General features: G+C 60.4%; 24 protein-coding genes. 10 read left to right on the top strand and 14 right to left on the bottom strand.

The features are described from left to right. Position 1: 1 nt before the first annotated feature. From AC2FNZ_RS02120 to AC2FNZ_RS02110, 3 genes are all read right to left on the bottom strand, one after another. On the bottom strand, positions 2 to 952 hold the full coding sequence (locus tag AC2FNZ_RS02120; protein ID WP_170342413.1) for a PLP-dependent cysteine synthase family protein: 951 nt from the start codon (positions 950 to 952) through the stop codon (positions 2 to 4). Further along, positions 952 to 2,136 (bottom strand): glycine C-acetyltransferase, encoded by a 1,185-nt coding sequence (locus AC2FNZ_RS02115; RefSeq protein ID WP_496839378.1) that lies wholly within the window; start codon positions 2,134 to 2,136, stop codon positions 952 to 954. Before AC2FNZ_RS02115 ends, AC2FNZ_RS02120 begins: the two co-directional genes overlap by 1 nt. Before the next feature lie 117 nt (positions 2,137 to 2,253). Next, complete coding sequence (locus tag AC2FNZ_RS02110) at positions 2,254 to 2,820, bottom strand: helix-turn-helix domain-containing protein (protein ID WP_496839377.1); 567 nt, start codon at positions 2,818 to 2,820, stop codon at positions 2,254 to 2,256. Positions 2,821 to 2,937: 117 nt separating this feature from the next. Between AC2FNZ_RS02110 and AC2FNZ_RS02105 the strand changes: the two genes are divergently transcribed. Further along, positions 2,938 to 4,113, top strand: coding sequence for an acetyl-CoA C-acyltransferase family protein (locus tag AC2FNZ_RS02105; RefSeq protein ID WP_496839376.1), 1,176 nt, complete (start codon positions 2,938 to 2,940; stop codon positions 4,111 to 4,113). A gap of 94 nt (positions 4,114 to 4,207) precedes the next feature. Here the strand turns inward: AC2FNZ_RS02105 and ubiB are convergent, their stop codons facing one another. Further along, positions 4,208 to 5,737 carry a 2-polyprenylphenol 6-hydroxylase gene (ubiB, locus tag AC2FNZ_RS02100; protein WP_496839375.1) on the bottom strand — a complete coding sequence of 510 codons (1,530 nt, stop codon included), beginning with the start codon at positions 5,735 to 5,737 and terminating at the stop codon, positions 4,208 to 4,210. Between the two features lie 3 nt (positions 5,738 to 5,740). Beyond that, positions 5,741 to 6,493 (bottom strand): bifunctional demethylmenaquinone methyltransferase/2-methoxy-6-polyprenyl-1,4-benzoquinol methylase UbiE, encoded by a 753-nt coding sequence (gene ubiE / locus AC2FNZ_RS02095; protein WP_093963615.1) that lies wholly within the window; start codon positions 6,491 to 6,493, stop codon positions 5,741 to 5,743. A gap of 86 nt (positions 6,494 to 6,579) precedes the next feature. Here ubiE and mutM point away from each other — a divergent pair, with 86 nt between their 5' ends. The 6 genes from mutM to recF all read left to right on the top strand — a co-directional run bounded on the left by mutM (position 6,580) and on the right by recF (position 13,205). Next, positions 6,580 to 7,431: a bifunctional DNA-formamidopyrimidine glycosylase/DNA-(apurinic or apyrimidinic site) lyase gene (gene mutM, locus AC2FNZ_RS02090; protein ID WP_093963614.1), complete on the top strand. Its 852-nt coding sequence runs from the start codon at positions 6,580 to 6,582 to the stop codon at positions 7,429 to 7,431. 66 nt (positions 7,432 to 7,497) lie between these two features. Then, positions 7,498 to 8,274, top strand: a complete 777-nt coding sequence (gene acuK / locus AC2FNZ_RS02085) for an acryloyl-CoA hydratase (RefSeq protein ID WP_093963613.1) — start codon at positions 7,498 to 7,500, stop codon at positions 8,272 to 8,274. Positions 8,275 to 8,504: 230 nt separating this feature from the next. Further along, on the top strand, positions 8,505 to 8,768 hold the full coding sequence (rpsT, locus tag AC2FNZ_RS02080) for a 30S ribosomal protein S20 (protein ID WP_093963612.1): 264 nt from the start codon (positions 8,505 to 8,507) through the stop codon (positions 8,766 to 8,768). A 542-nt stretch (positions 8,769 to 9,310) separates the two neighbouring features. Next, positions 9,311 to 10,702, top strand: a complete 1,392-nt coding sequence (gene dnaA, locus AC2FNZ_RS02075) for a chromosomal replication initiator protein DnaA (protein WP_093963610.1) — start codon at positions 9,311 to 9,313, stop codon at positions 10,700 to 10,702. Positions 10,703 to 10,923: 221 nt separating this feature from the next. Further along, positions 10,924 to 12,045, top strand: coding sequence for a DNA polymerase III subunit beta (gene dnaN / locus AC2FNZ_RS02070; protein WP_093963609.1), 1,122 nt, complete (start codon positions 10,924 to 10,926; stop codon positions 12,043 to 12,045). A 59-nt stretch (positions 12,046 to 12,104) separates the two neighbouring features. Further along, positions 12,105 to 13,205 (top strand): DNA replication/repair protein RecF, encoded by a 1,101-nt coding sequence (recF, locus tag AC2FNZ_RS02065; protein ID WP_176432468.1) that lies wholly within the window; start codon positions 12,105 to 12,107, stop codon positions 13,203 to 13,205. Positions 13,206 to 13,210: 5 nt separating this feature from the next. Here the strand turns inward: recF and AC2FNZ_RS02060 are convergent, their stop codons facing one another. Further along, a complete protein-coding gene (locus AC2FNZ_RS02060) occupies positions 13,211 to 13,777 on the bottom strand; it encodes a carboxymuconolactone decarboxylase family protein (RefSeq protein WP_496839374.1) in 567 nt (188 codons plus the stop codon). A gap of 97 nt (positions 13,778 to 13,874) precedes the next feature. On the opposite strand from AC2FNZ_RS02060, the gene AC2FNZ_RS02055 reads away from it, so the two are divergent. Together AC2FNZ_RS02055 and gyrB are read left to right on the top strand one after the other, a co-directional pair. Continuing rightward, positions 13,875 to 14,447: a TetR/AcrR family transcriptional regulator gene (locus tag AC2FNZ_RS02055; protein WP_093963606.1), complete on the top strand. Its 573-nt coding sequence runs from the start codon at positions 13,875 to 13,877 to the stop codon at positions 14,445 to 14,447. A 125-nt stretch (positions 14,448 to 14,572) separates the two neighbouring features. Next, a complete protein-coding gene (gene gyrB, locus AC2FNZ_RS02050) occupies positions 14,573 to 16,990 on the top strand; it encodes a DNA topoisomerase (ATP-hydrolyzing) subunit B (RefSeq protein ID WP_093963605.1) in 2,418 nt (805 codons plus the stop codon). Positions 16,991 to 17,181: 191 nt separating this feature from the next. Here the strand turns inward: gyrB and AC2FNZ_RS02045 are convergent, their stop codons facing one another. Continuing rightward, positions 17,182 to 18,096, bottom strand: a complete 915-nt coding sequence (locus AC2FNZ_RS02045; protein ID WP_496839373.1) for an SdiA-regulated domain-containing protein — start codon at positions 18,094 to 18,096, stop codon at positions 17,182 to 17,184. A gap of 195 nt (positions 18,097 to 18,291) precedes the next feature. On the opposite strand from AC2FNZ_RS02045, the gene AC2FNZ_RS02040 reads away from it, so the two are divergent. After that, entirely contained in the window at positions 18,292 to 19,050 is a 759-nt protein-coding gene (locus AC2FNZ_RS02040; RefSeq protein ID WP_496832101.1) for a DUF4956 domain-containing protein, read from the top strand. Here AC2FNZ_RS02040 and AC2FNZ_RS02035 read toward each other — a convergent pair whose 3' ends face one another. From AC2FNZ_RS02035 to AC2FNZ_RS02005, 7 genes are all read right to left on the bottom strand, one after another. Further along, entirely contained in the window at positions 19,051 to 19,992 is a 942-nt protein-coding gene (locus AC2FNZ_RS02035) for a metallophosphoesterase family protein (RefSeq protein WP_496839372.1), read from the bottom strand. It abuts the gene before it with no gap. Further along, positions 19,982 to 21,415, bottom strand: coding sequence for a hypothetical protein (locus AC2FNZ_RS02030; protein ID WP_496839371.1), 1,434 nt, complete (start codon positions 21,413 to 21,415; stop codon positions 19,982 to 19,984). The genes AC2FNZ_RS02035 and AC2FNZ_RS02030 overlap by 11 nt, the downstream gene beginning before the upstream one ends. 19 nt (positions 21,416 to 21,434) lie before the next feature. Next, positions 21,435 to 22,079, bottom strand: a complete 645-nt coding sequence (locus tag AC2FNZ_RS02025; RefSeq protein ID WP_496839370.1) for a hypothetical protein — start codon at positions 22,077 to 22,079, stop codon at positions 21,435 to 21,437. Positions 22,080 to 22,197: 118 nt separating this feature from the next. Next, a complete protein-coding gene (locus tag AC2FNZ_RS02020) occupies positions 22,198 to 22,371 on the bottom strand; it encodes a hypothetical protein (RefSeq protein ID WP_170359951.1) in 174 nt (57 codons plus the stop codon). Positions 22,372 to 22,413: 42 nt separating this feature from the next. Beyond that, positions 22,414 to 22,719, bottom strand: coding sequence for a hypothetical protein (locus AC2FNZ_RS02015; protein WP_093963599.1), 306 nt, complete (start codon positions 22,717 to 22,719; stop codon positions 22,414 to 22,416). A gap of 49 nt (positions 22,720 to 22,768) precedes the next feature. Beyond that, a complete protein-coding gene (locus AC2FNZ_RS02010; RefSeq protein ID WP_496832093.1) occupies positions 22,769 to 23,383 on the bottom strand; it encodes a hypothetical protein in 615 nt (204 codons plus the stop codon). A 55-nt stretch (positions 23,384 to 23,438) separates the two neighbouring features. After that, on the bottom strand, positions 23,439 to 23,858 hold the full coding sequence (locus tag AC2FNZ_RS02005; protein ID WP_480803173.1) for a hypothetical protein: 420 nt from the start codon (positions 23,856 to 23,858) through the stop codon (positions 23,439 to 23,441). Between the last annotated feature and the right edge of the window lie 146 nt (positions 23,859 to 24,004).

The following is a 24,004-nucleotide window of genomic DNA, read 5'->3' as shown; positions in this document are numbered from 1 at the left end:
ATCACTCCCACAAATCGGTCGACAGGTATTTCAAGCCGCTGTCACACATCACGATCGCGATGCAGCCACCCCGTTCGGGGCCACGCAGCAGGTCGATGGCGGCAGCCAGGTTCGCCCCGGCGGAAAAGCCCGCAAAGATGCCTTCGGTGCGGGCCAATAGGCGGGCGGCGTCGCGCGCTGATGCGCCGGTGACGGACAGATGACCGGCCAATTGCACTCCGTTCAGATGCGTCAGATCCGACATAGCATAACCGCCGCCCTGGATGGGATGATCGGTCGCACGGACGGGTTCACCGGCCAAGGCACGAGCGCCGTCGGGTTCGACCGCATAGCACCGCACCCCAAGGGGTGACAGGTAGTCAGAGACCCCGGAAAGTGTGCCGCCAGAGCCGGCAAAATCACAAAAGGCCGTCACGGCACCTGCTGATTGGGCCCAGATTTCCGGGCCCGTCCCAGCGGCATGAGCCTTGGGGTTGCCCGCGTGGCCGAACTGATCGGCGCGGAATGCGTTGCGCTCGGCGGTGATGCGGCGGGCGGCGTCATCCACCAACGCCAGGTCGGCGCCCGAGACTTCGCCCGGTTTGCCCCCTTCGGCCTGGGGGACGATCACCACCTCGGCGCCTAAGGCGCGCATCATGCGGGCGCGTTCGACCGAGTTCCCTGCGCTCATGACCGCCACAAACGGGTGCCCCAGAATGCCGCAGACAATCGCCAGGCCGGTGCCCATGTTGCCTGAGGTCAGCTCGACCACGGTCTGCCCCGGGATCAGGCTGCCGTCGGCGCGGGCCTGTTCGATGATGGAACGGGCGGCCCGATCCTTTTTCGAGAAGCCCGGCAGCAAATAGTCCAGCTTTGCCAGAATACGGCCGTCCAGATCCAGTGTTTGGCAAACCCGGGACAGCTCGACCAGGGGCGTATCGCCGATCGCGTCGATGACCGAGTTCAGAACCATCAGATGACCCCCAACGCCTTGCCGACCTTGCCGAAGGCGGCCAGGGCGCGGTCCAGCTCGTCGCGGGTCAGCGCCGCGTTCATCTGGGTGCGGATGCGGGCCTGGCCGCGCGGGACCACCGGGAAGAAGAAGCCCGAGACATAGACGCCTTCGTCGAACAGGCGGGCGGCCATGTCCTGCGCCAACTGCGCCTCGCCCAACATCACGGGAATGATCGGGTGTTCACCCGGCAGCAGGTCGAACCCCAGCTTCTCCAGCCCGGCGCGCCAGTATTTTGCATTGCCGAACAGTTGCTTGCGCAGCATGTCGCCGCCTTCGACCAGGCGGATCGCCTCAAGCCCGGCGGCGACGATGGAGGGCGGCAGCGAGTTCGAGAACAGATAGGGCCGCGCCCGCTGCCGCAGCAGGTCGATCACTGGCTGCGGCCCGGCGATGTAACCGCCGATTGCCCCCCCAAGTGCCTTGCCCAATGTCCCGGTCAGAATGTCCACCTCCACGCCGAAATGATCCGGCGTGCCCGCGCCGCGCGGCCCCATGAATCCGGTGGCGTGACAGTCATCGACCATCACGACCGCGTCGTATTTGTCGGCCAGTTCGCGGATCCTGGGCAGGTTGGCCAGGTAGCCATCCATCGAGAACACGCCGTCGGTCGCGATCATGATATGCCGGGCCCCGTCCGCGCGCGCCTGTTTCAGCCAGGCTTCGAGGTCGTTCATGTCATTGTTCATGTAGCGATAGCGTTTGGCCTTGCACAGCCGGATCCCGTCAATGATCGAGGCATGGTTCAGACTGTCCGAGATGATGGCATCCTCGGGGCCCAGCAGGGGTTCGAACAACCCGCCATTGGCGTCGAAACAGGCCGCGAACAGGATCGAATCGTCCTTGCCCAGAAACCTGGCCAGCCGCTGCTCCAGCTCGCGGTGGATGTCCTGCGTGCCGCAGATGAACCGGACCGAGGCCATGCCGAACCCCTTGGGCTCCATCGCGTTCTTCGCGGCCTCGATCAGCGCCGGATGGTCGGCCAGACCCAGGTAATTGTTGGCACACAGGTTGATGACCTGACGTCCGCCCACCGTGATCTCGCCGCCCTGAGGCGAGGTGATCATTCGTTCCGTCTTGTACAGGCCTTCCGCCTTGATCTGCGAGAGGGTGTCCGAAACGTGGGACAGGAATGCATCAGCCATGGCGATCTCCTTTTTCTGAGTCGCGTATCTAACATAACGGAAGCGCGTCCCAAATAGGAGATTTTCAGTATGGCGGAAAAAAATCCGTGAAGGCGGAAATCGGCCGATTTGTGGGGATCAGGCGTTCTTGACGATCAGGAACACGCGGGCGGGTCCGTCCGGCGCCGCGATGGCGTGGGCCACGTCGGCCGCATACCGGGCCGTGTCGCCCTGGTGCAGTTCCATCGTCGCGGCGCCCGAGGTGACGCGGACGGCCCCTTCCAGCACGGTCAGCTGTTCGCGCGCGCCGCGGGCATGGGGCTGGCTGTTCAGCGCTCCGTTTGCATCGAACCGGATATCATAGACCTCGTGCCCGCCGGCCTCCTCGGGTGGCGAGAGGATGCGGATCCGGCAGGACTGGCCCATATTATCGATGCTGGGCACCTCGGCGCTGCGCAGCACTTCGATCTGGTCGGTGGTCTCGGACTCTTCCAGAAGACCGGCGAAATCGACCTGCAGCGCACGGGTCAGGTTCCACAGGGTCGAGATCGTGGGGCTGCTTTCGCCGCGTTCGATCTGGCTGACCATCGACCGGGAGACGCCGCTGAGATTGGCCACCGCTTCCAGTGACAGGCCCTTGGCGCGCCGGGCCTCTTTCAGGCGGGCGGGCAGGCGTGTCAGGATATCGTCTGAATTTTCCGTCATGGCGGAATTTCTTGCGCGTCCGGGCGCGAATTGTCAATTCCGCCGATGACGGAACGTCCCGCGCGACAGGCCCATGCTGCGGGTGCATACTGCGCGCAAATCCAAGAGGAGAGAGACATGACCGATATCGTGATTCTGGACGGTGCCCGCACCGCAATCGGTACGTTCGGAGGGTCGCTGGCCGCGACCGCGCCGATCGATCTGGCCACCGTCGTGACCAAGGCCGCGCTTGAGAAGTCCGGCGTCGAAGGCGACCAGATCGGGCATGTGGTGTTCGGACATGTCATCAACACCGAGCCGCGCGACATGTACCTGTCGCGCGTCGCGGCGATGCAGGCGGGCATTCCGAACGGCACTCCGGCGATGAACGTGAACCGGCTGTGCGGCTCGGGCGCTCAGGCCATCGTGTCGGCGGTTCAATCGCTGATGCTGGGAGATGCCGAGTTTGCCGTGGCCGGCGGCGCCGAGAGTATGTCGCGCAGTCCCTACATCGTTCCGCAAGCGCGTTGGGGCGCCAAGATGGGCGACATCAAGTCGCTGGACATGATGCTGGGCGCGCTGAACTGCCCCTTCGGAACCGGGCATATGGGCGTCACAGCCGAGAACGTGGCCGATGAGCACCAGATCACACGTGAGGAGATGGACGCGTTTGCGCTGACCAGCCAGCAACGGGCGGCGGCCGCGATCGAAGCGGGCTATTTCGACAGCCAGATCGCGCCGGTGCAGGTCAAGGTCAAGCGCGACATGGTCGATTTCAAGGTCGACGAGCATCCCAAAGCCACCACGGCCGAGGCCCTGGCCGGGCTGCGTCCGGTGTTCAAGAAGGACGGGCGTGTGACCGCGGGCAACGCCTCGGGCATCAATGACGGCGCGGCGGCGATGGTTCTGGCCACGGCGGATGCCGCAGAGAAAGCCGGCCTGACGCCCAAGGCGCGCATCTTGGGCTATGCCCATGCCGGCGTTCGCCCCGAGGTGATGGGAATCGGCCCGGTTCCGGCCGTGCGCAACCTGTTGAAGCGGACCGGCCTGTCGGCGGGCGATTTCGATGTGATCGAAAGCAACGAGGCTTTTGCCGCCCAAGCGCTGGCGGTGAACAAGGAACTGGGGCTGGATCCGGCGAAGGTGAACCCGAATGGCGGGGCCATCGCCCTGGGTCATCCGGTGGGGGCCACCGGGGCGATCATCACGCTGAAGACTCTGTACGAGTTGGAGCGCATCGGCGGGTCGAAAGGGCTGATCACCATGTGCATCGGTGGCGGGCAGGGGATTGCCATCGCCATCGAACTGCTCTGATCTCGGGTCGGGCAGGGGGGCTGTCTGCCCCCCATCGCGCCGGGGCGCGATTCACCCCGAGGATATTTTTGGCCAGATGAAGCGACGGCGCCTTTCAGCCAAGGCCCGAAAGGATCAGGACGGCCACTGCCCCGGCGGCGGCCCCGATTGCGGCGGGAATGGCCTTGGGCCAGAAATCTGAGCCGGATGGATCATCCTTGCGGGTCTGGGCGATCAGGGCATTTTCGACCAGATCAGGCAGGCGGGGCCCGAACCGCGCAAGAACCAGCGCTGTTCTTCCAAAATCACGCAGGGCGGCGCGGGGGCCGATGGACTGCTTGATATAGTCCTCGACAACGGGGCGGGCGACCTCCCAGATGTTCATATGCGGGTCGAGCGAGCGGGCGACGCCTTCGACCACCACCATCGTGCGTTGCAGCAGGATCAGTTCGGTGCGGGTTTCCATGCCGAAGCGTTCGGTCACCTCGAACAGGTAGTTCAGCAGGCGGCCCATCGAGATATGGGTGGCATCCATGCCGAAGATCGGCTCGCCCACCGCGCGCAGGGCGCGGGCGAATTCATCGACGTCCTGGTCAGCCGGGACGTAGCCAGCCTCGAAATGCACCTCGGCCACGCGCTTGTAGTCGCGGCGGATGAAGCCGAAGAGAATCTCGGCATAGACGCGGCGGGTGTATTCGTCGATATGGCCCATGATGCCGAAGTCATAGGCGATGATGTCGCCGTTCGCGGCGACCTTGAGGTTGCCCTGGTGCATGTCGGCGTGGAAGAAGCCATCGCGCAGGGCGTGCAGCAGGAAGAGGCGCAGCACCCGCTCGGCCAGATCGCGGCGGTCGTGATTGGCCGCGTCCAGCGCGGCGTTGTCGCCCAAAGGGATACCGTCGGCCCAGCTGAGCGTCATGACCCGGCGCGCGGACAGGGACCAGACCACGGGCGGCAGCCAGAAGCCTTCGTCATTCTGCGTGTTGGCGGCAAATTCCGAGGCTGCCGAACTTTCGAGCCTGAGATCCAGTTCGCCGCGGACGACGCCGTCGAAATGCTCGATCACTTCCATCGGGCGCAGTCGGCGCGCACCGGGGGCGAAAAGCTGGACGATCCGGGCGGCGAAATAGAACGCATCCACATCCTTGCGGAACGCGCGTTCGATGCCGGGGCGCAGGACCTTGACGGCCACATCCTCGCCGGTGCTGGCCAATTTCGCCTTGTGGACCTGCGCGATCGAGGCGGCCGCGATCGGTTCGCTGAATTCCGAGAACATCTCATCCAGAGGTTGGCCCAGCTCCTTTTCCACCTCGGCCATGGCCACGTCGCGTGGGAAGGGGGGCAGCTTGTCCTGCAAGACCCGGAGCTGTTCTGCCAGCTCTTCGCCCACGACATCGGGGCGCGTGGACAGGACCTGACCGAACTTGATGTAGGCCGGGCCCAGGGCGGTCAGCGCCCGGGTCGCCGGCGGCATGGACGGGTCGCCCTTGTAGCCCAGCCATTGGAACGGTTTGCCTAAGGTGTGGGCAAGGATCCGCAACGCGCGCGGGGCCTCGAACGCGTCCAGCACCACGTTCATGGCGCCGGTGCGCTCCAGCGTGGCGCCCGTGCGGATCAGGCGGATGATGTTGTGGGGGCCGCGCATGCGTCAGATCTTCCAGCCGGAATGCAGGGCGGCGATGCCCATGCTGAGGTTGCGGTATTTCGCGTTCTCGAACCCGGCGGCGCGCACCATGCCCAGAAAGGTATCCTGATCGGGGAAATTGCGGATCGATTCGACCAGGTATTGATAGCTGTCATAGTCGTTTGCGATCAGCTTGCCCATTCGTGGTATCACGTTGAAGCTGTAGAGGTCATAGAGCTTTTGCAGCCCGTCATTGGGCAGTTGGCTGAACTCCAGCACCATCAGTCGCCCGCCGGGTTTGAGCACACGGTAGGCCTCGTTCAGGGCCTCTTGCGGGCGGGTCACGTTCCGGATGCCGAAGGAGATGGTGTAGACGTCGAAGGTGTTGTCCTCGAACGGCAGGGCCATCGCGTCGCCCACCACCCAGTCCAGGCTGTCGGCCATCTGCGCGGCCTCGGCGCGCTTGCGCCCCTCGATCAGCATCGGCTCGGTCAGATCCAGAACGGTGGCATGGCCGTGGCCCGCCCGCTTGAGGAAGCGGAACGAGATGTCGCCCGTACCGCCCGCCACGTCCAGCAGCCGCTGGCCGGGGCGTGGCGCCAGCCAGTCCATCATCGCGTCTTTCCAGACCCGGTGGATGCCCATCGACATCACGTCGTTCATCACGTCGTATTTCGACGCGACCGAGTTGAATACGCCCTGCACACGCCCGGCCTTTTCGGCCTCGGGGACGGTTTCGAAACCGAAATGAGTGGTCTTGTCGCTGTTGTCGGACATAAGCCTTGCCGTTCGTCGAATTTCGTCTCTGTTATAGGGCCTGGAAACCGGGGCACAATGCGGCCCTTTGGAATAGGAGCCGTCTAATGCCCGAATTGCCCGAGGTCGAGACAGTAAGACGCGGCCTTGCCCCGGCGATGGAAGGCGTGGTGGTCGAAAGGGCGGACGTGAACCGCCCCGATCTGCGCTGGCCCTTTCCCGAGCGGATGGCCGAACGGTTGACCGGTCAGCGGGTCGAACGTCTGCGGCGACGGTCGAAATACATCCTTGCCGATCTGAGCGGCGGCGAGACCCTGTTGATTCATCTGGGCATGTCGGGCCGCATGACCGTGTCGGGCGATCCGCTGGGACAGTTCGTGCATCATCATCCGATGCCGCAGAAGCATGACCACGTGGTGTTTCACATGGCCAATGGCGCGCGCATCACCTTCAATGACCCGCGCCGGTTCGGGGCGATGGATCTGATGCCCACGGCCACCGCCGAGCAGCACAAGCTGCTGGCTGTGCTGGGGCCGGAGCCGCTGGGCAACGACTTCAACGAGACCTATCTGATCGACACCTTCCGCGGCCGGGCCACACCGGTCAAGACGGCGCTGCTGGATCAGAGAATCGTCGCCGGGCTGGGCAACATCTATGTCTGCGAGGCGCTCTACCGCGCCAGAGTGTCGCCACGTCGCAAGGCGGGTCAGATCTCGGCCGGGCGTGTCGGAGCCCTGGTTCCGGTGATCCGGACGGTGCTGACCGAGGCCATCGAGGCCGGTGGATCCTCGCTGCGTGATTTCCGGCAAGCTGATGGAGAGCTTGGATATTTTCAGCACAGTTTCGACGTCTACGGGCGCGAGGGCCAGCCCTGCCGGACCGAGGGTTGCGGGGCCGAGATCCGCAGAATCACCCAGTCGGGACGCTCAACCTTCTATTGCGCGCAATGCCAAAGATAGCTTGATCCGAGTTTTCCGCGTGGTAAGGAATTGGACCTGAACGGAACAACCGAAAGCTCAGACCTCATGGCTTTTGAGACGATCATCGTCGAAATCGAAGACCACGTCGCCCTAATCAAGCTCGACAGACCCGATGCGTTGAACGCGCTGAACACTCAGCTTCTGGGTGAACTGTGCGAGGCGCTCGAGGACGCGGACACCAATGACAAGGTGCGCTGCATCGTCATCACCGGATCGGAAAAGGCATTCGCGGCAGGTGCGGACATCAAGGAGATGTCCGAGATGAGCTTTGTCGATGTCTACACCACCAATCTGTTTGCCGACGCCAACGACCGGATCACCGCGATCCGCAAACCGATCATCGCGGCGGTGGCGGGCTATGCGCTGGGCGGTGGGTGCGAGTTGGCCATGATGTGCGATTTCATCATCGCCGCCGACACAGCCAAGTTCGGCCAGCCTGAAATCAATCTGGGCGTCATCGCCGGGATGGGCGGCAGCCAGCGCCTGACCCGGTTCGTGGGCAAGTCCAAGGCGATGGACATGAACCTGACCGGGCGTTTCATGGATGCCGAAGAGGCCGAGCGCTCGGGCCTCGTGTCGCGCGTGGTGCCGGCCAAAAAGCTGATTGAAGAGGCAACCGGCGCGGCCCAGAAGATTGCCGAGAAATCGCTGCTGACCGCGATGGCCGCGAAAGAGGCGGTCAACCGCAGCTACGAGGTGCCGCTGAGCGAGGGCATGCTGTTCGAACGTCGCGTGTTCCACTCGATGTTTGCGACCGAAGACCAGAAGGAAGGCATGGCCGCATTCCTTGAAAAGCGCGCGGCCCAGTTCCGCGACAAATAGGCGGCGCCGACAAGACGGTTGGATCAGGCGGGCGCTGCCCGCCTTTTTTCATGGCGGGCAACAAGGCCAAGAATCGGCTTGGCAAACACTGAAAACTTGGCTATTGACCGCCACCATACATGCGCGTGCGGCCCGCTTGGCCCGATTCACACTCGTGATTTCTGATCCGGTGCGGGTAATTCCGTGACGTGCAACCCTAGACAAACGTACCGAACAAAGGTCAGAGACACATGGCAAACTCGCCCCAGGCAAAGAAGCGCGCTCGTCAGAACGAGAAGCGTTATGCAATCAACAAAGCCCGTCGCTCGCGCATCCGCACCTTCCTGCGCAAAGTCGAAGAAGCAATCGCATCCGGCGACAAGGACGCGGCAACCGCCGCGCTGCGCGCGGCCCAGCCCGAGCTGATGCGAGGCGTCACCAAAGGCGTGTTCCACAAGAACACCGCAGCCCGGAAGATGTCGCGCCTGTCGGCGCGCGTCAAGGCGCTGGGTTGACCTAGCGTCAACGCTTGCTGGTTCATTCCAGTTTCGAAGGCGTCGCCCCGTGCGGCGCCTTTTGCGTTGTTGCCAGAATGCCGCGCCTTCACGAAACCGAGAGATTCTTTCGCCCAAAGACCCGAGTCAATATCAGAGTTTCGTTGCCCGGCCCCACTGCCTCTTGCTACGACAGTTTCAGCGATTCACTCGCTTGGGGGGACAGGCTGTTCCTGCGATCGGACTGACGGGCATCAGAATGATCCAGGGGCGAATGTCGGCAACCGGTGCCAACCGGTTTGACGATCTGCTGCGGATCTCGGCTACTCCGATGATCTTAGCCCTGTCGAAAACTAGAACTGCGTGGCGCAAACCGCGGTTTGGGCGGCTGTACTTTTTGGTCGCCGTCAAACAGGCAAGCGTCGTGACCACTGATATTCCCGCCGATTCTTGGGGTTTCGGCGACTGAATATCTGCGCGCGAGTGAACGCATAAGAACCGGGATACCGGTCACAATCATAAGGCCGATTGGGTCAAAAATATTGGGATGCGTGAGGCGCTGGATGACACAAGAAAAATGGGGACAACTGCGTAACAAATTGCTGAAGGCCGTGGGCCGGAACAATTTTACGACCTGGATTGAACCACTGGAATTTCAGGAATTGAAGGGAGGCGTGGCCGTATTTTCGGTTCCGACCAACTTCATGGGGAACTACGTCAGTCAAAATTTTGCAGACCTCATTCTGTACGAGCTGAACACGGCCGGAGAGTCGGTTCAGCGCCTGGCCTTCCGGGTGGCCGCCAACTCACCAGCACGTCCCGCCGCCGCGACTCAGCCGGTCGAACATCAGCCCGAGCCTGTCAATATCGAGCTGGCACCGGAAGGCAACGGAACCAATGAAGCGCTCGAGTCGCTGCAGGCCGCGCCATTGGATGCACGCTTTACCTTCGACACCTTCGTCGTCGGCAAGCCCAACGAACTGGCCCATGCCGCCGCGCGCCGTGTTTCCGAAGGCGGCCCCGTCACTTTCAACCCGCTGGTTCTGTACGGTGGTGTCGGCCTCGGTAAAACGCACCTGATGCACGCCATCGCCTGGGAGCTGAAGACCAAACGTCCCGAGCTCAACGTGCTGTACCTGTCTGCCGAACAGTTCATGTACCGCTTCGTGCAGGCCCTGCGTGAACGCCGGATGATGGATTTCAAACACCTGTTCCGTTCGGTCGACGTGCTGATGGTCGATGACGTGCAGTTCATCGCCGGTAAGGATTCGACGCAGGAGGAATTCTTCCACACGTTCAACGCGCTGGTGGATCAGAACAAGCAGATCATCATCTCGGCCGACCGCGCGCCGGGTGAAATCAAGGATCTGGAGGAACGGGTCAAGTCGCGTCTGCAATGCGGACTGGTGGTTGACCTGCACCCGACCGATTACGAGCTGCGCCTGGGCATTCTGCAGAACAAGGTGCAGCAATACGCCAAGACCTATCCCGACCTGAAGATCGCCGATGGTGTCCTGGAATTCCTAGCCCACCGCATCTCGACCAACGTGCGCGTTCTGGAAGGGGCGCTGACCCGGCTGTTCGCCTTTGCCTCGCTGGTCGGTCGCGAGATCGACATGGAACTGACGCAGGACTGTCTGGCCGATGTGCTGCGCGCCTCCGAGCGCAAGATCACCGTCGAAGAGATCCAGCGCAAGGTTTCCGACTATTACAACATCCGCCTGTCCGACATCATCGGGCCGAAACGCCTGCGGTCCTATGCCCGCCCGCGTCAGGTGGCGATGTATCTGTGCAAGCAGTTGACCAGCCGGTCGCTGCCCGAGATCGGCCGCCGCTTTGGCGGACGCGACCACACCACCGTCATGCACGGCGTCAAACGCATTGAAGAGCTGAAGCTGACCGACGGTCAGATCGCCGAAGATGTGGAAATGCTGCGCCGCGCGCTCGAAGCCTGAGCCCCTGCAACTCGGAAAACCGCCCCGGCCCTGCGCGGGGGCGGTTTTTCTGTGCGCATTTTTCCACGATTTCCACGGAACTGGGGCGCAGGGCTGCTCGGGACCTTGACGGTTTGCGCGTTCCGACCCAGAAATCGGTAAAAAATCCTTGTGCCTCAGGGCTGAACCGCTAACTTGCCAGTCCCGCCCATGTAAGCACTCAAATCAGAGGAATTGAGGGTATGAAGATCAGCATCGAACGCGGCACGCTGCTCAAGGCCGTTTCGCAGGCCCAATCCGTTGTGGAACGCCGCAACACGATTCCAATCCTGGCCAACGTGCTGATCGAGGCCGAGGGCGATCAGGTTCTGTTCCGCGCGACCGATCTGGATATCGAGGTGGTCGACAAGGCCCCCGCGCAGGTCGAGAAGGCCGGCGCAACCACGGTCGCAGCAACGACCCTGCACGAGATCGTGCGCAAGCTGCCCGATGGCGCGCTGGTCACGCTGACGGCCGACAGCGCGGCTGGCCGGCTGACGGTCGAGGCGGGGCGGTCGAACTTCTCGCTGGCGACCCTGCCGAAAGAGGATTTCCCTGTGATGGCGTCCTCGGAATACCAGTCGAACTTCACCGCTTCGGCGGCCCTGCTGCGGCGGCTGTTCGACAAGTCGAAATTCGCCATCTCGACCGAAGAGACGCGGTATTACCTGAACGGCGTCTACATGCATGTGGCCGATGGCCCCGAAGGCGGCAAGGTTCTGCGCTGCGTGGCCACCGACGGCCACCGCCTGGCCCGGATTGACGCCGATCTTCCGGCGGGGGCCGAGGACATGCCGGGCGTGATCGTGCCGCGCAAAACGGTGGGCGAGCTGCGCAAGCTGCTGGAAGATGACGACATGGACATCGCGGTGTCGGTCAGCGAAACCAAGGTGCGCTTTGCCACACCCGACATCACGCTGACCTCGAAGGTGATCGACGGGACCTTCCCCGACTACACTCGCGTGATTCCCCAGAACAACACCCGCAAGATGGAAGTGGACGCGGCCGAGTTCGCCCAGGCTGTCGACCGGGTGGCCACCGTGTCGTCCGAGCGGTCCCGTGCGGTGAAGCTGCAGCTGGACGGCGACAAGCTGGTCCTGTCGGTGAATGCGCCCGACAGCGGCGCGGCCGAGGAGGAACTGGCCGTGGCCTATGGCGACGAACGGCTGGAAATCGGGTTCAACGCCAAGTACCTGCTGGAAATCGCGAGCCAGGTGGACCGCGAGAACGCGGTGTTCCTGTTCAATTCGGCGGGCGATCCGACCCTTATGCGCGAAGGCAATGACCAGAGCGCGGTCTATGTCGTGATGCCGATGCGCGTCTGATCGCGCGAGCGCGGGATGCGTCCGGCGCGCGTGTTTGTGCAAGGATGAAGGGAGGGGGCATGGCTTTGGCCCTGACCGAATTGACGGTCTCGCATTTTCGGTCGCATAAGCTGGCGCGCATGGCGCTGGACGGGCGGCCGGTGGCTCTGTACGGGCCGAACGGGGCCGGCAAGACCAATATCCTCGAGGCGGTATCCTTGTTTTCGCCCGGCCGCGGCATGCGCCGGGCCAGCGCCGCCGAGATGACGCGCCGGCCCGAGGCGCTGGGCTGGAAGCTGAGCGGGTTGCTGGACGTTCAGGGCCGCCGGTCCGAGATCGAAACCTGGTCCGAGGGGGGCGCGGCGCGGCAGGTTCGGATCGACGGAAAGACAGCCAGCCAGATCGATCTGGGCAAGCTGGCGCGCGTCGTCTGGCTGATGCCCGCAATGGACCGGCTTTGGATCGAAGGCGCCGAAGGCCGGCGGCGGTTTCTGGACCGGGTGACGCTGAGTTTCGACCCAAGCCACGCAGAGGCCGCGTTGACCTATGAGAAAGCCATGCGCGAACGGAACCGCCTGCTGAAAGAGCAGGTGCGCGACGCGCATTGGTACGCCGCGCTCGAGGCCCAGATGGCGGAAACCGGGCATCGCATTCATACTGCGCGACTAAGCGCTCTGGCGCAATTGCGCGCGGCGCAGGAGCAAGCCGAGACCGCCTTTCCCTCGGCGGAACTGGAACTTGTTCAGTCTGAAGGGGACATGCCCGAAAGCGCGCAGGATCTGTTGGAGGCGCTGGCCGAAAGCCGGTTCCGCGACCTGTCGGCGGGGCGCACATTGGTTGGGCCGCACCGTTCGGATCTGTACGGGGTTTTTGCCGCCAAAGGCGTTGCTGCCAGTGAGTGTTCGACCGGAGAGCAGAAGGCGCTGCTGGTGTCGCTGATTCTGTCCAATGCGAGGGCGTTGGCCGCGCAGGTCGGGGCACCGCCGATTCTTTTGCTGGACGAGGTGGCGGCCCATCTGGACGCGGACCGCCGGGCGGCGCTGTATGATGAAATCTGCGCGCTGGGGGCGCAGGCCTGGATGACCGGAACAGGCCCCGAGCTGTTCGCCGAACTGGGCGACCGGGCGCAGTCATTCGTGGTCAATGACGCGGGTGACGGCTCAACCGTCACCCCCGCCTGAGCGGATCAGGCCGGCTCGCTGACCTTGCGTTCCCATAGGAAGGGGCGCATCACCTCGTCAACCGGCGTCTGGGCCATGTGGTTGACGTAGTTCGACATGGTTTTCTGCGCCAGGCCCAGGATCACGTCCAGAACGGCGCGGTGCGAATAACCCGCATCGAAGAACGCCTGCAACTGCGCGTCGGTGACATTGCCACGCTGGTTCATCACCTGCAGCGTGAACGTCCTCAGCGCCTCGAGCTTGGGCGTGGGCAGCGGGGTTTCATTGCGCAGCGCTTCGGTGATCTCGTCGGACACCTTCATCATCTTGGCGATGCCGGTATGCGCCGGAACGCAATAGTGGCATTCATTTTCGACGTTGATGGTCTGCCAGACGACGGTTTTCTCGTCATTGTCGAAATCGGTCTGCAGGAACAGGTGGTGCAGAACCTGGTAGGCCTCCAGGTGCTGAGGGCTTTCGGCCATGACCTTGTGCAGGCCCGGCAGGCGGCCGAACGCGGCCTGCGATTTCTCGAGCAGGGGTTTCGAGCCTTCAGGGGCGGTGTTCAGGTCATGCGAGGGAAAATCGGCCATTTTGGGTCTCCTTTTCTGGCGGCTGAGTCCGAAATAGGCTTTATTGAGCGATCACTCAAGTATATATTTGAGTAATCGTTCAAGAATTGGTGATCACATGCCCCGCAAACCTGCCTATGACCGTGACGCGCTGATCGCGCAGGCCCGAGACCTGTTCTGGCGTCAGGGCTGGGCGGGCACGTCCCTGAAGGATCTCGAGCGTGCGCTGAAGTTGAAGCCAGGCAGCTTTTACGCCGCCTTCGGGTCCAAGGACGCCTTGTATGCCCTGACGCTGGAACGCTATGCGGATGAAGGTATCGCGCGGCTTGAGGCTCTGGCCCGGGAGTCGGGGCCGCTGGGTGCGCTCAAGACCCAGCCGCGTTTGGTTGTCGAGGCTGCCAACGCGCCCGCAAAGGCCTGCATGCTGGCCAAGACCTATGCCGAGTTGAGCGCAAAGGACCACGATCTGGCGCAACTGGCTGCAGCCCATCTGTCACGGATGAAAACCTGTTTCGCCGATCTGTTCCGGCAGGCGCAGGCGCGGGGGCAGATCGGTGCCGACCATGATCCCAAACGGCTGGCGGCGCGCTACCAGTCCGACTTGTTGGGCCTGCGCCTGTCGGCCGAGCGCGGCGATGTCGATGCCCGCCAAATCGCCGCTGATATCGCCGCCGATCTGGATAGATTGTGACCGTCTGAGGTCGGCCGAGCCGCTCGGCCCGCGCCCGAAAGAACCGGCACAAAATCTGGGGGGATGACGTGACATTCCCCACCAGAGAACGTATAACTTACCAAAATAATATAGGTACTGACGGCATGTCCGAAGACGCACAGGCAAATCAGGAATACGGCGCAGATTCCATCAAGGTTCTCAAGGGGTTGGAGGCTGTCCGCAAACGCCCCGGAATGTATATCGGCGACACCGACGACGGGTCCGGTCTGCACCACATGGTGTACGAGGTCGTGGACAACGGCATTGACGAGGCTCTGGCCGGTCACGCCGACCATGTGACTGTCAAGATTCACGCAGATTCCAGCGTCTCGGTCAGCGACAATGGCCGCGGGATTCCGGTGGACATCCACCCCGAAGAAGGTGTCTCGGCGGCCGAGGTCATCATGACCCAACTGCACGCCGGCGGGAAATTCGACTCGAACTCGTACAAGGTGTCGGGCGGCCTGCACGGCGTGGGTGTGTCGGTGGTGAACGCCCTGTCCGATTGGCTGGAGCTGCGCATCTGGCGGAACGGCAAAGAGCATTTCGCCCGGTTTGAAGGCGGCGAAACCTCGGAGCATCTGAAAGTGGTCGGCGAATGCGGCGACCGGACCGGAACCGAGGTGCGGTTCCTGGCTTCGACCAATACGTTCTCGAACCTTGAGTATGCGTTTGAGACGCTGGAGAAGCGGTTGCGCGAACTGGCCTTCCTGAACTCGGGCGTGCGGATCATCCTGATTGACGAGCGTCCGGCCGAGCGGCTTGAGACAGAACTGTTCTACGAGGGCGGCGTCAAGGAATTCGTGAAATACCTCGACCGGTCGAAAACTCCGGCCATGCCCGAGCCCATTTATATCAAGGGCGAGCGCGACGATATCGGGGTCGAGATCGCGATGTGGTGGAACGACAGCTATCACGAAACCGTCCTGCCATTTACCAACAACATCCCCCAGCGGGATGGCGGCACGCATGTCGCTGGCTTTCGTGGAGCGCTGACCCGCACGATCAACAACTACGCGCAGTCCAGCGGGATCGCGAAAAGGGAAAAGGTCAGCTTCACCGGCGATGATGCGCGCGAAGGCCTGACCTGCGTGCTGTCGGTCAAGGTCCCTGACCCGAAGTTTTCCAGCCAGACCAAGGACAAGCTGGTCAGCTCGGAAGTGCGACCGGCTGTCGAAGGGTTGATGAACGAGAAGCTGGCCGAGTGGTTCGAGGAGAACCCCAACGAGGCCAAGACCATCGTGGGCAAGATCATCGAGGCCGCCTTGGCGCGCGAAGCGGCGAGGAAAGCCCGCGAACTGACCCGACGCAAGACGGCGATGGACGTCAACTATCTGGCCGGCAAGCTCAAGGATTGCTCTGAAAAGGACCCGGCCAAAAGCGAAGTTTTCCTGGTCGAGGGGGACTCGGCCGGCGGATCGGCGCAGACCGGTCGCGATCGTCTGACGCAGGCGGTTCTGCCTTTGCGCGGCAAGATTCTGAACGTCGAGCGTGCGCGCTTTGACCGGATGCTGTCCAGCCAGGAAATCGGCAACCTTGTGATGGCGCTTGGCACCGGTATCGGCCGGGATGAGTTCGACATCTCGAAGCTGCGCTACCACAAGATCGTCATCATGACCGATGCCGACGTGGACGGCGCACATATCCGGACCCTGTTGCTGACGTTCTTCTACCGTCAGATGCCCGAGTTGATCGAGGGTGGATATCTCTACATCGCGCAGCCGCCACTGTACAAGGTTTCACGAGGAAAGTCAGAGGTTTACCTGAAGGATCAGGCAGCGCTTGACGACTATCTGATCAACCAGGGTGTCGAGGGCGCCGTGCTCAAGTTGGGCTCGGGTGAAGAGATCGTGGGTCAGGATTTGACCCGTGTGGTGGACGAGGCGCGCCAACTCAAGCGCGTATTGGACGCCTTCCCGACGCATTACCCGCGTCACATCTTGGAACAGGCCGCCGTTGCCGGGGCCTTTGTGCCCGGGGCGGTGGATGCCGACCTGCAGGGCGTGGCCGACAAGGTCGCGGCGCGGCTGGACTTGATCGCGCTGGAATACGAGCGCGGCTGGCAGGGCCGGATCACTCAGGATCACGGTATCCGACTGGCGCGCATCCTGCGCGGCGTCGAGGAAGTCCGCACGCTGGATGGTCCGATGCTGCGTTCCGGCGAGGCACGCAAGACAGGCAGCTTTACCCAGAGCCTGCAGGACGTCTACAACCTGCCGGCCACATTGGTCCGCCGCGACCGGTCGCAGGTCATCCACGGCCCGCTGGATCTGCTGCGCGCCATTTTGGAAGAGGGCGAAAAAGGCCTGTCGCTCCAGCGCTACAAGGGCTTGGGCGAGATGAACCCCGATCAGTTGTGGGAAACTACGCTGGATCCGGATGCACGGACACTGCTGCAGGTGCGTGTCGATGACATGGTCGAGGCCGATGACTTGTTCACCAAGCTGATGGGCGATGTGGTCGAGCCGCGCCGTGAATTCATCCAGAAAAACGCGCTGAGCGTGGAAAACCTTGATTTCTAGTCGCTTCGAAAGACGACTGAACTGGCCAAACTGACGGCAGTTTTTTACTCGGGACGCTCCTACGGCCAAGAACGTGGCCTGGGAGCGGACCTGAACGAGCAGTTCTGAGTGGTGCGGATCAAGGAAGTTGGACCCAATGCGGGCTTGCTTGGCTAAGTCATCCCTTCGGTGTGAGTTCCGTACAATAGCGATCAAAACTCAGGGTTATTGAAAACGTACAGGCGCGACTTCTCGCCATCGTCTGTGAGGATGTAGAGAAGCCCTTTGGCCTCATCCAAGGCGATCCCTTCGGGGTGCTTTACGACCTTTCGGTCTCCGTTTTTCATATACGTCAGTTCGATCGTATCTGCTTTTCTCGTCTCTGGATCGTACAAAAAGATCTGGCGTCCCTTGTCGCTGAGAATCCACAGCACACCTGACACGGACCAAGCCAAACCGCTTACATCCAGTTCATCGTCATTCACGCGATCCGATACAAAACCAGACCCACGATCCAAAGGGATGACTTCCTCAATTTCAGTCAGGTCCGGTGACACGACCAGCAACAGACGCGGTTGTCCTTCAATGACAACGAATACTCGCCCAGTGTCCGGATCGACGGTGATGCCCTCAGGCCCCTTGTTCAGTGGGTTGCCGACAAGCAGTTCGGCAGCGGCCGGGTACCCCTTGAGGGAGGCAAGTGGGACCCTTGTCAGTTGGATAGGGTCGGTTGGTTGAACGACCAATATCGATCGATCGGTTTCCTGAAGGAGCAAAACCGACCCATCTCTTCGCGACGCGACGCCCTCCAAATCTGATCCGGCCAAAGACGGCAACTGGAAGGAGTTTCCCAATACTCCGTCGATTCCAAGGAGGTGCAGTTTGGGCTCAGCGTCGCTTACAGACCACAGGAAGCCTTCAGCGTTGGACAGCGACAAACCGGAAGGTTCGGAAAATCCTTTTGATTTGTCCGCCACCTTGAATCTATCGACCAGAACCAGATCAGCACTTTTTGCATAGGCAGAGCCAGACCAAGGCAAAAACGCTGCCGCTAGGAAGCTGGCCGCAAGAGCGGGTCTTCCAAATTTGCAGAAGCGCCGTGAAACTTCAGGCTTTGACGGAAACACGTGCTTTCTGCCCTTCGATTTTCTCGTGTGTGTGACACACCCCTTTATCGCATTCGTATCACAACTTGTCTGCGATGTCGGGAGAATGCGCTTTGAACTCTTTACCTGATCCTCCTTGTTGGGATTGACTTGTAAGGGGCGCGATTTGCGCGTGATGACGTGTACTGTCTGGGCACAATCAGGAAGGACGATGATTTGAATACGATTTTCCCGTTTGTGACTGTGTTGTTGATGCTGCTGTTGCCCGCTGCGGCGATGTCGCAAATCGACCCGGCAACGATGCTTGCCGGGGCATCGGAATCGGAAATTCTGATCGAACGTAGATGGATCCAGTTTCGCGGCAAACAGGAACTGTATTTCTTTTCTCTTGATGTGCTGGTCACGATCATTCTGGCCGGCTTGATCGTCTTTCATCCGGTGCGGCGCAAAGCCCGTAGAAGTGTCGGCGACATAGTAATGCCCAGGCTCTTCTTCCTCTATGCGCTGATCGGCATGGCGGTGGGATTCCTGGTCGTCCAGCACGGGTCAATGATCGGGTTCGTTATCTTCGGCATCGGCGCATTGCTCAGATTTCGCTCCAATTTGGATGATCCGATAGACACTGTCGAATTGATCGTCGTAACCGTTCTTGGGCTTGCTGTCGGATTGGGCCTGCCGCTGATGGCCACACTGGTGGCGGTTGTCTGTTGGTGTTTCATTTGGCTCGGAGGGCGAAACAAGGGCGTTGAAATATCGCTTAAGGCTTCGGACGAGGAGCACTCATTGAACGTCAGCAGCGCCATTGAAGCAATGGCCGCAGACGCCGGCTGGAAGCTGATCAGAAAACACCATGTTCCCGGCAAATCTCGAATTTCATTGCTTTTCATTACTTCGGGTGGGCTTTCCGAAGCCCGCATCGAAGAGATGATAAACGATTTGGTCCCTGAAAAAGTTGAGTTGAAACTCAGCCTCTAGTCACTTCACAAGGTCTAAACGTTTCAACACCGCATTCGGGGATTTGATCTCTTTCGGGAGCGACTTGAAGTCGACCGACCTTTCGAAATCCGGCCCTCGATATACTGCTATCCCAAACTCTCCGTTCGGCTGGAAGGTGACATGCGTGAAACTGTGAGGTGATCTGGCGCGATCACCGATAAGCCGCCGCGAGCCACCGCCCAAGCAAGCTTGCGAGACATAGGCGACGCCGTCTTTCCAGCCTGGGTAAAAAGCATGGTGGTGGCCAGACAGATGCAGAACGACGCCGCCTTGCAGATAGATTTTTTCAAGCGTCGGGTCACCGATGATTTCGCGTTCGCGCTGGATCGCGAAAGGCCACAGCGGGAGGTGGCTGAAAGTGACAATCGGGTCTCCACCAGCCCCAAGTTGCTCAAGTCGGTCCTGCTGATCCCCGGATAGTGGCCCAAGGGTCGTGGCATCCAAAGACGCAAAGGTTACACCCTGCATTTCAAACGCGTAGAAGAACGGATAGTCATCCGACATCAGGAAGTTGACGTCTGGCTTTCTTGGCCCCCATTCCTCGGCGTATATTTTTCTTTCGCGCTCGAACCCGCGATAGGCCGAGGCATCATGGTTTCCCGGCGTGACTGCAAATGGAATTCCGGCAGCCTCCAGCGGGTCGGACACCGCTTTGTGAAACGCCTTCCACATCTCTCTGACCTGTTTGTCTGACAAGTTGGGGACGCGTTGTCCAGCGACCATATCGCCGGTCGAAATCACCAGATCGGGATCAATCTCGATTATCCGCTTGATCGCCTTTTCGATGCGGGCATCATATTTGACCGAGCCATAGCTGCCGTTCAGATCCGATATGACGATCACATCCAAAGCGGCCGCTTTGCTGGCCAGAACGGCGGTCCAAATGAACGCCGCGACAGTGATCGAACGCTTACGGATCATTGCAGTCCAGGCCCTCCGCCTCGGTATTATTGTTCAAAAAGAATGCGACAGGGTCCAAGTCAAACACCAGATCGCCATTGGTACAATTGCTCTTGAGGATGGATGTTGCCAGCGCGGTGTTTTTGACGACCTGCGCAATTTGACGGTCCGACAGCCCAAAGCTTTGTGACAACCAGCCGTAAACCGGACCTTGCGTTTGAAGGTCACTGTTCAACGCAACCAGGCGCCGGTACGTGTTTGGAGAGAAATGCCGCATTTTCTCCAGCATCTGAGTGGATTTCGCGAAGTTGGCATATTCGATACGCCCACCGGCATCGTTGTCGTTCAGATTGCTGCGACGGATCAATATCGCATCGGCGGGAACGTCTCCATCATTCGGCTGATGGTGCTTCGTTTTCTTGTGTTTGAGTTTTCCGTCCTCGACCCAATACCAGTAGGGCGTGAAATCAATGTTTCCCACACGGTCCTGCTGGCTGAAGATGAAGTCGAGCAGAACAATCTCGGTAAGCTCCTGCATCCAGAATGCCATCTGCTGGTCGCTGACATCGGGCCCAAGGTCCTTGTTGATCTGCCGATCCTTTCGGCCTTCCCTGACGCCCTCTGCAATGGCCTCGGGCAAGGGTTTTGACGACCGCAAGGCCAGGAAAGCGGGTGTTTCCTGAAAATCGCGATTTTGGCCTTTGCCCCAACCGGATTTACGGGTGCCGTTGATTTCCGAGCCGTAGCGATGACCCGGGCTACCAAGCAGGACACCGTAAATCTGCGTTCGATCTGCGGTGAACAGATCATCCGTCGGTTGGTATGAGTTCGGGTTGGCATCCGCAGCCACGAAGACCCGCCAGCCTTCATGGTTCATGCGCCCGCCATGAGATCCACCGGAAATCGCAAGGCCGGGCTCTGCAACCTCGGTAAGATGCGCCTGAGCGTCCATGCTGCGCCAGACCGCCACCGGAATTTTCACCGTCGCGTCGAAATACCTGGAGAAATGGTAGTAGAGCAGCGACGAGGTGGAAAACGTTCCGCTTGTACCCTTTTGGTTCATGGTGGATTTGAATTTGGCCACTCTGCCCTTGGCCAGTTCTTTTGCCGACTTGCCCTCTTTGCAAGCGTTTCTCTCAAACTCGGAACGGTTCCCCACGTAGGGTCCTTCCGAAATATCGTAGACGGCCATTCCTGGGCTGGTGCTCCAGGTTTTGGGGCAAATGGCAATTTCGGGGGCATAGAAATCAATCTCGCAATAGGCTGTCTCTTCCTCAAGATCGCGTTTTTGATACGCGCCCGTTGGGACTTTTTCGATCCGAATGCAGCGTTCCGTAACACCATTGGGACTATCAAATGTCGTGGCTTCTCCACGAACATCGTCGCTCGCCCACAAGGCAGTGGGTGCAATTAAAGCCAGTGACCCCAGAAGATTGAACCTCATTTAGATAGTCCTCCCGATATCATTTGGGGCAAATCGCGGCCTGTTGTTCGGCGGAGATCTTCAAACTGGGGTCGACACTGAAGTTTGAGAATTTCGAGTCAATCCACTGGTCACACCCGCCCGAACATGGGGCACCGTTTCGGGCATCATTCCAATATTCCTTGGCCCTTTCTTCCGTCCAACCACAAAACTGAACAAGTGCCATTGCCGACAATGCGCCTGAGGAATGAACGCCCCACATACAGTGCACCAGGACAGGACCCTTTCCAGGATTCTCAATCACCTCGTGTATGGTGGCCATGACAGTGCTAGGTCGGGACGATCTGGCGCTCTGATAGTCAAAGGCTCCGTTCCCACAGCTGGTGCGGCCGTATTCGGTGTTCTTGCCGAAATCCGCGTAAAACCCGGTTGAAAACCCTTCATCGCAAAGTGTTTCGCGCTGAGCGTCACTCAGACCCGTTCGACCCTTGTCGCCGCCCTTGAAGCCAGAGCGATACAAAACCCCGCTTAGGACTGGGCGAAAGAAAGCGACGCCATCGACGCCTCCATCGCTGCCCTTGGAGAGCATCTGGCTGTTGCTTGGGCCACCGTTTCGACTGGTGACGTCAGAATTCGCCGCGGTTGCCAGAACACCGATGAATATGAGGGACGTCAAAAACCGCATGCGTATTCCTTTCTGTTTTCAGCCAGCGATGCTCACGCTTTTCCTGCCGGCAGTCCCGCCGAGAGGCGCGTTCACGGTAACCAGGTCAGATCGGCGGTTGGCTTGCCGCCCTGAAGCCTTAGATCGGCCACACCAGATTGATGATAAAGACCACCACGAAGTAGGCCAGAACAACTTTCCAGTTCCATTGGTGTTTGTTTTCTTCGTTGATCACGCCGGCCGATTTCAAGGCCAGGTTGGTGATGATCAAGGCGACAACGGTTATCGCCGCATGTGCCAGGTCGAAATGCAAGTTGAAGCTCCTTTTTGAAGATTTGGGATTGATGAATGCGTGTCAGCAGTCACCTGACGGCAGCATCGCTACGTCCGAGTATCTTCCCTCAGATGTCGTGATCCGAGCACAGGCACCGGTCTCCTTGTTGAACCAGTACGAGGTCAGCCCTTCGCTTCGGATGAGTTCAAACCCGAGACTTTGAATGCCCATTTCAGCCTGACCCGCTCTTGCGCCTTCAAATGACGACAGATCGCTGGAACTGCCCACGGTTGGTGCACTTGCTTCCACTGATCCGCCACTTTCACCGCATCCTGCAAGCACAGAGACACTGACCGCGCCGATCACCAATAGGATCTTGGAGTTCATCTGCTTTCCTATTTTTTGGAAATGCGTTTCATGGTTTCGGGGCGATCCCCTATTCAATTCCAAAAATGACGTTGTAGTCGACGGCAGAGTTGCTGCGGTTGATGACCTCGACAACATGATCTCCGGATTGCCAAAGCTGTCCGCGATACTCCTTGTCCGCAGACATCAATCCCAACAATTCAGACCCATCGGGGTTGCGAATGACGTAGTCCAAAGAGCCATTTTGCGGAGCAACTCGGACGTAAAGAAACTGTTCGTTTTTTGCGCCAAGAACGTATTGCTGCGATGCGCCTGGCGCGAGTTGGCCGACGAGCTCGGCGCCGGTGGACCCGGCATCGAATTTGACGCGCTGGCTACCTGTAGACCCGGAAGCGCCGTCCATGGCTCCGCCACCATCATCCATCGCCTCGACAACCGACATCTCGCCGATGCTTCCATCCTTGTACGCAATGCAACGCCAAAGTGTTCCGCCCGCGTCACGCAGCATGACGAGCGTGCCGGCTTCCGAGAATTGTGAGCTTTCGATCGTGCCGGATTGACCGTCCGGTCCACCGACCTGCCGCAGATGGTCGATACACGCGTCGTCGGCGTCTGACATGGCCAGGGCGGCTGTTCCGCTGATCGCAAGGGCGGGAGTTAGAAGGTTCAAAAAACTGCGTTTCATAAGCAGGTCCTCTGTCGGTCTATCGTAAATGTTATGTTTCCGGTGAGCAGAAACCTCACTGCGCTTCCCGCAACTCTGCCAGAAACTCGTCGCAAGCCTGTGCGCTGCCGACGATCTCGTCAGTCGTTTCAATTCCTTGCAATGACGCCATTTCGGAATTCACGCGATTGAGGATCTGATCTGCTTGCTCGGCGGTGATCAGGTTCTCGGCCTGGGCTCCCTTCAATGTGGTGCACACACCGGCGGACAAGCCTGTCGCAACGCCGACACCCATCGCGGCCCCGCCGCCCAAGGTCATCGCTCCAACCACGCCGAGGATGAGCCCGATCACAAGCCCCAAGATCACTTTTCCCATGTTTTCCTCCAATTTTGCGGGAAAGAGTTCCGCCTTCATTCCTGGCGCAAACCGCGTGCCCATCTGCATATCAAAACCAGTGCCAACAGGTTGAGCACCGGTGCAGTTGCCGCGAGCCACGGTTTGGCGGACTCTGAGAAAAGGTCCACGGCAAGTACCCAGGGCAGTCCCAGCGGCAAAAGGAACACGCCGGACAACGGGTCTCGTTCCTGTCCGAACCAGCCAAAGGTACCGGTCAGGAACGCAAACAACGCCAACAGGTAAAG

Source organism: Ruegeria sp. SAZA006, from assembly GCF_059613465.1.
The sequence above is the reverse complement of the archived record's forward strand: the minus strand, read 5'-3'. Positions and strand labels throughout refer to the sequence as shown.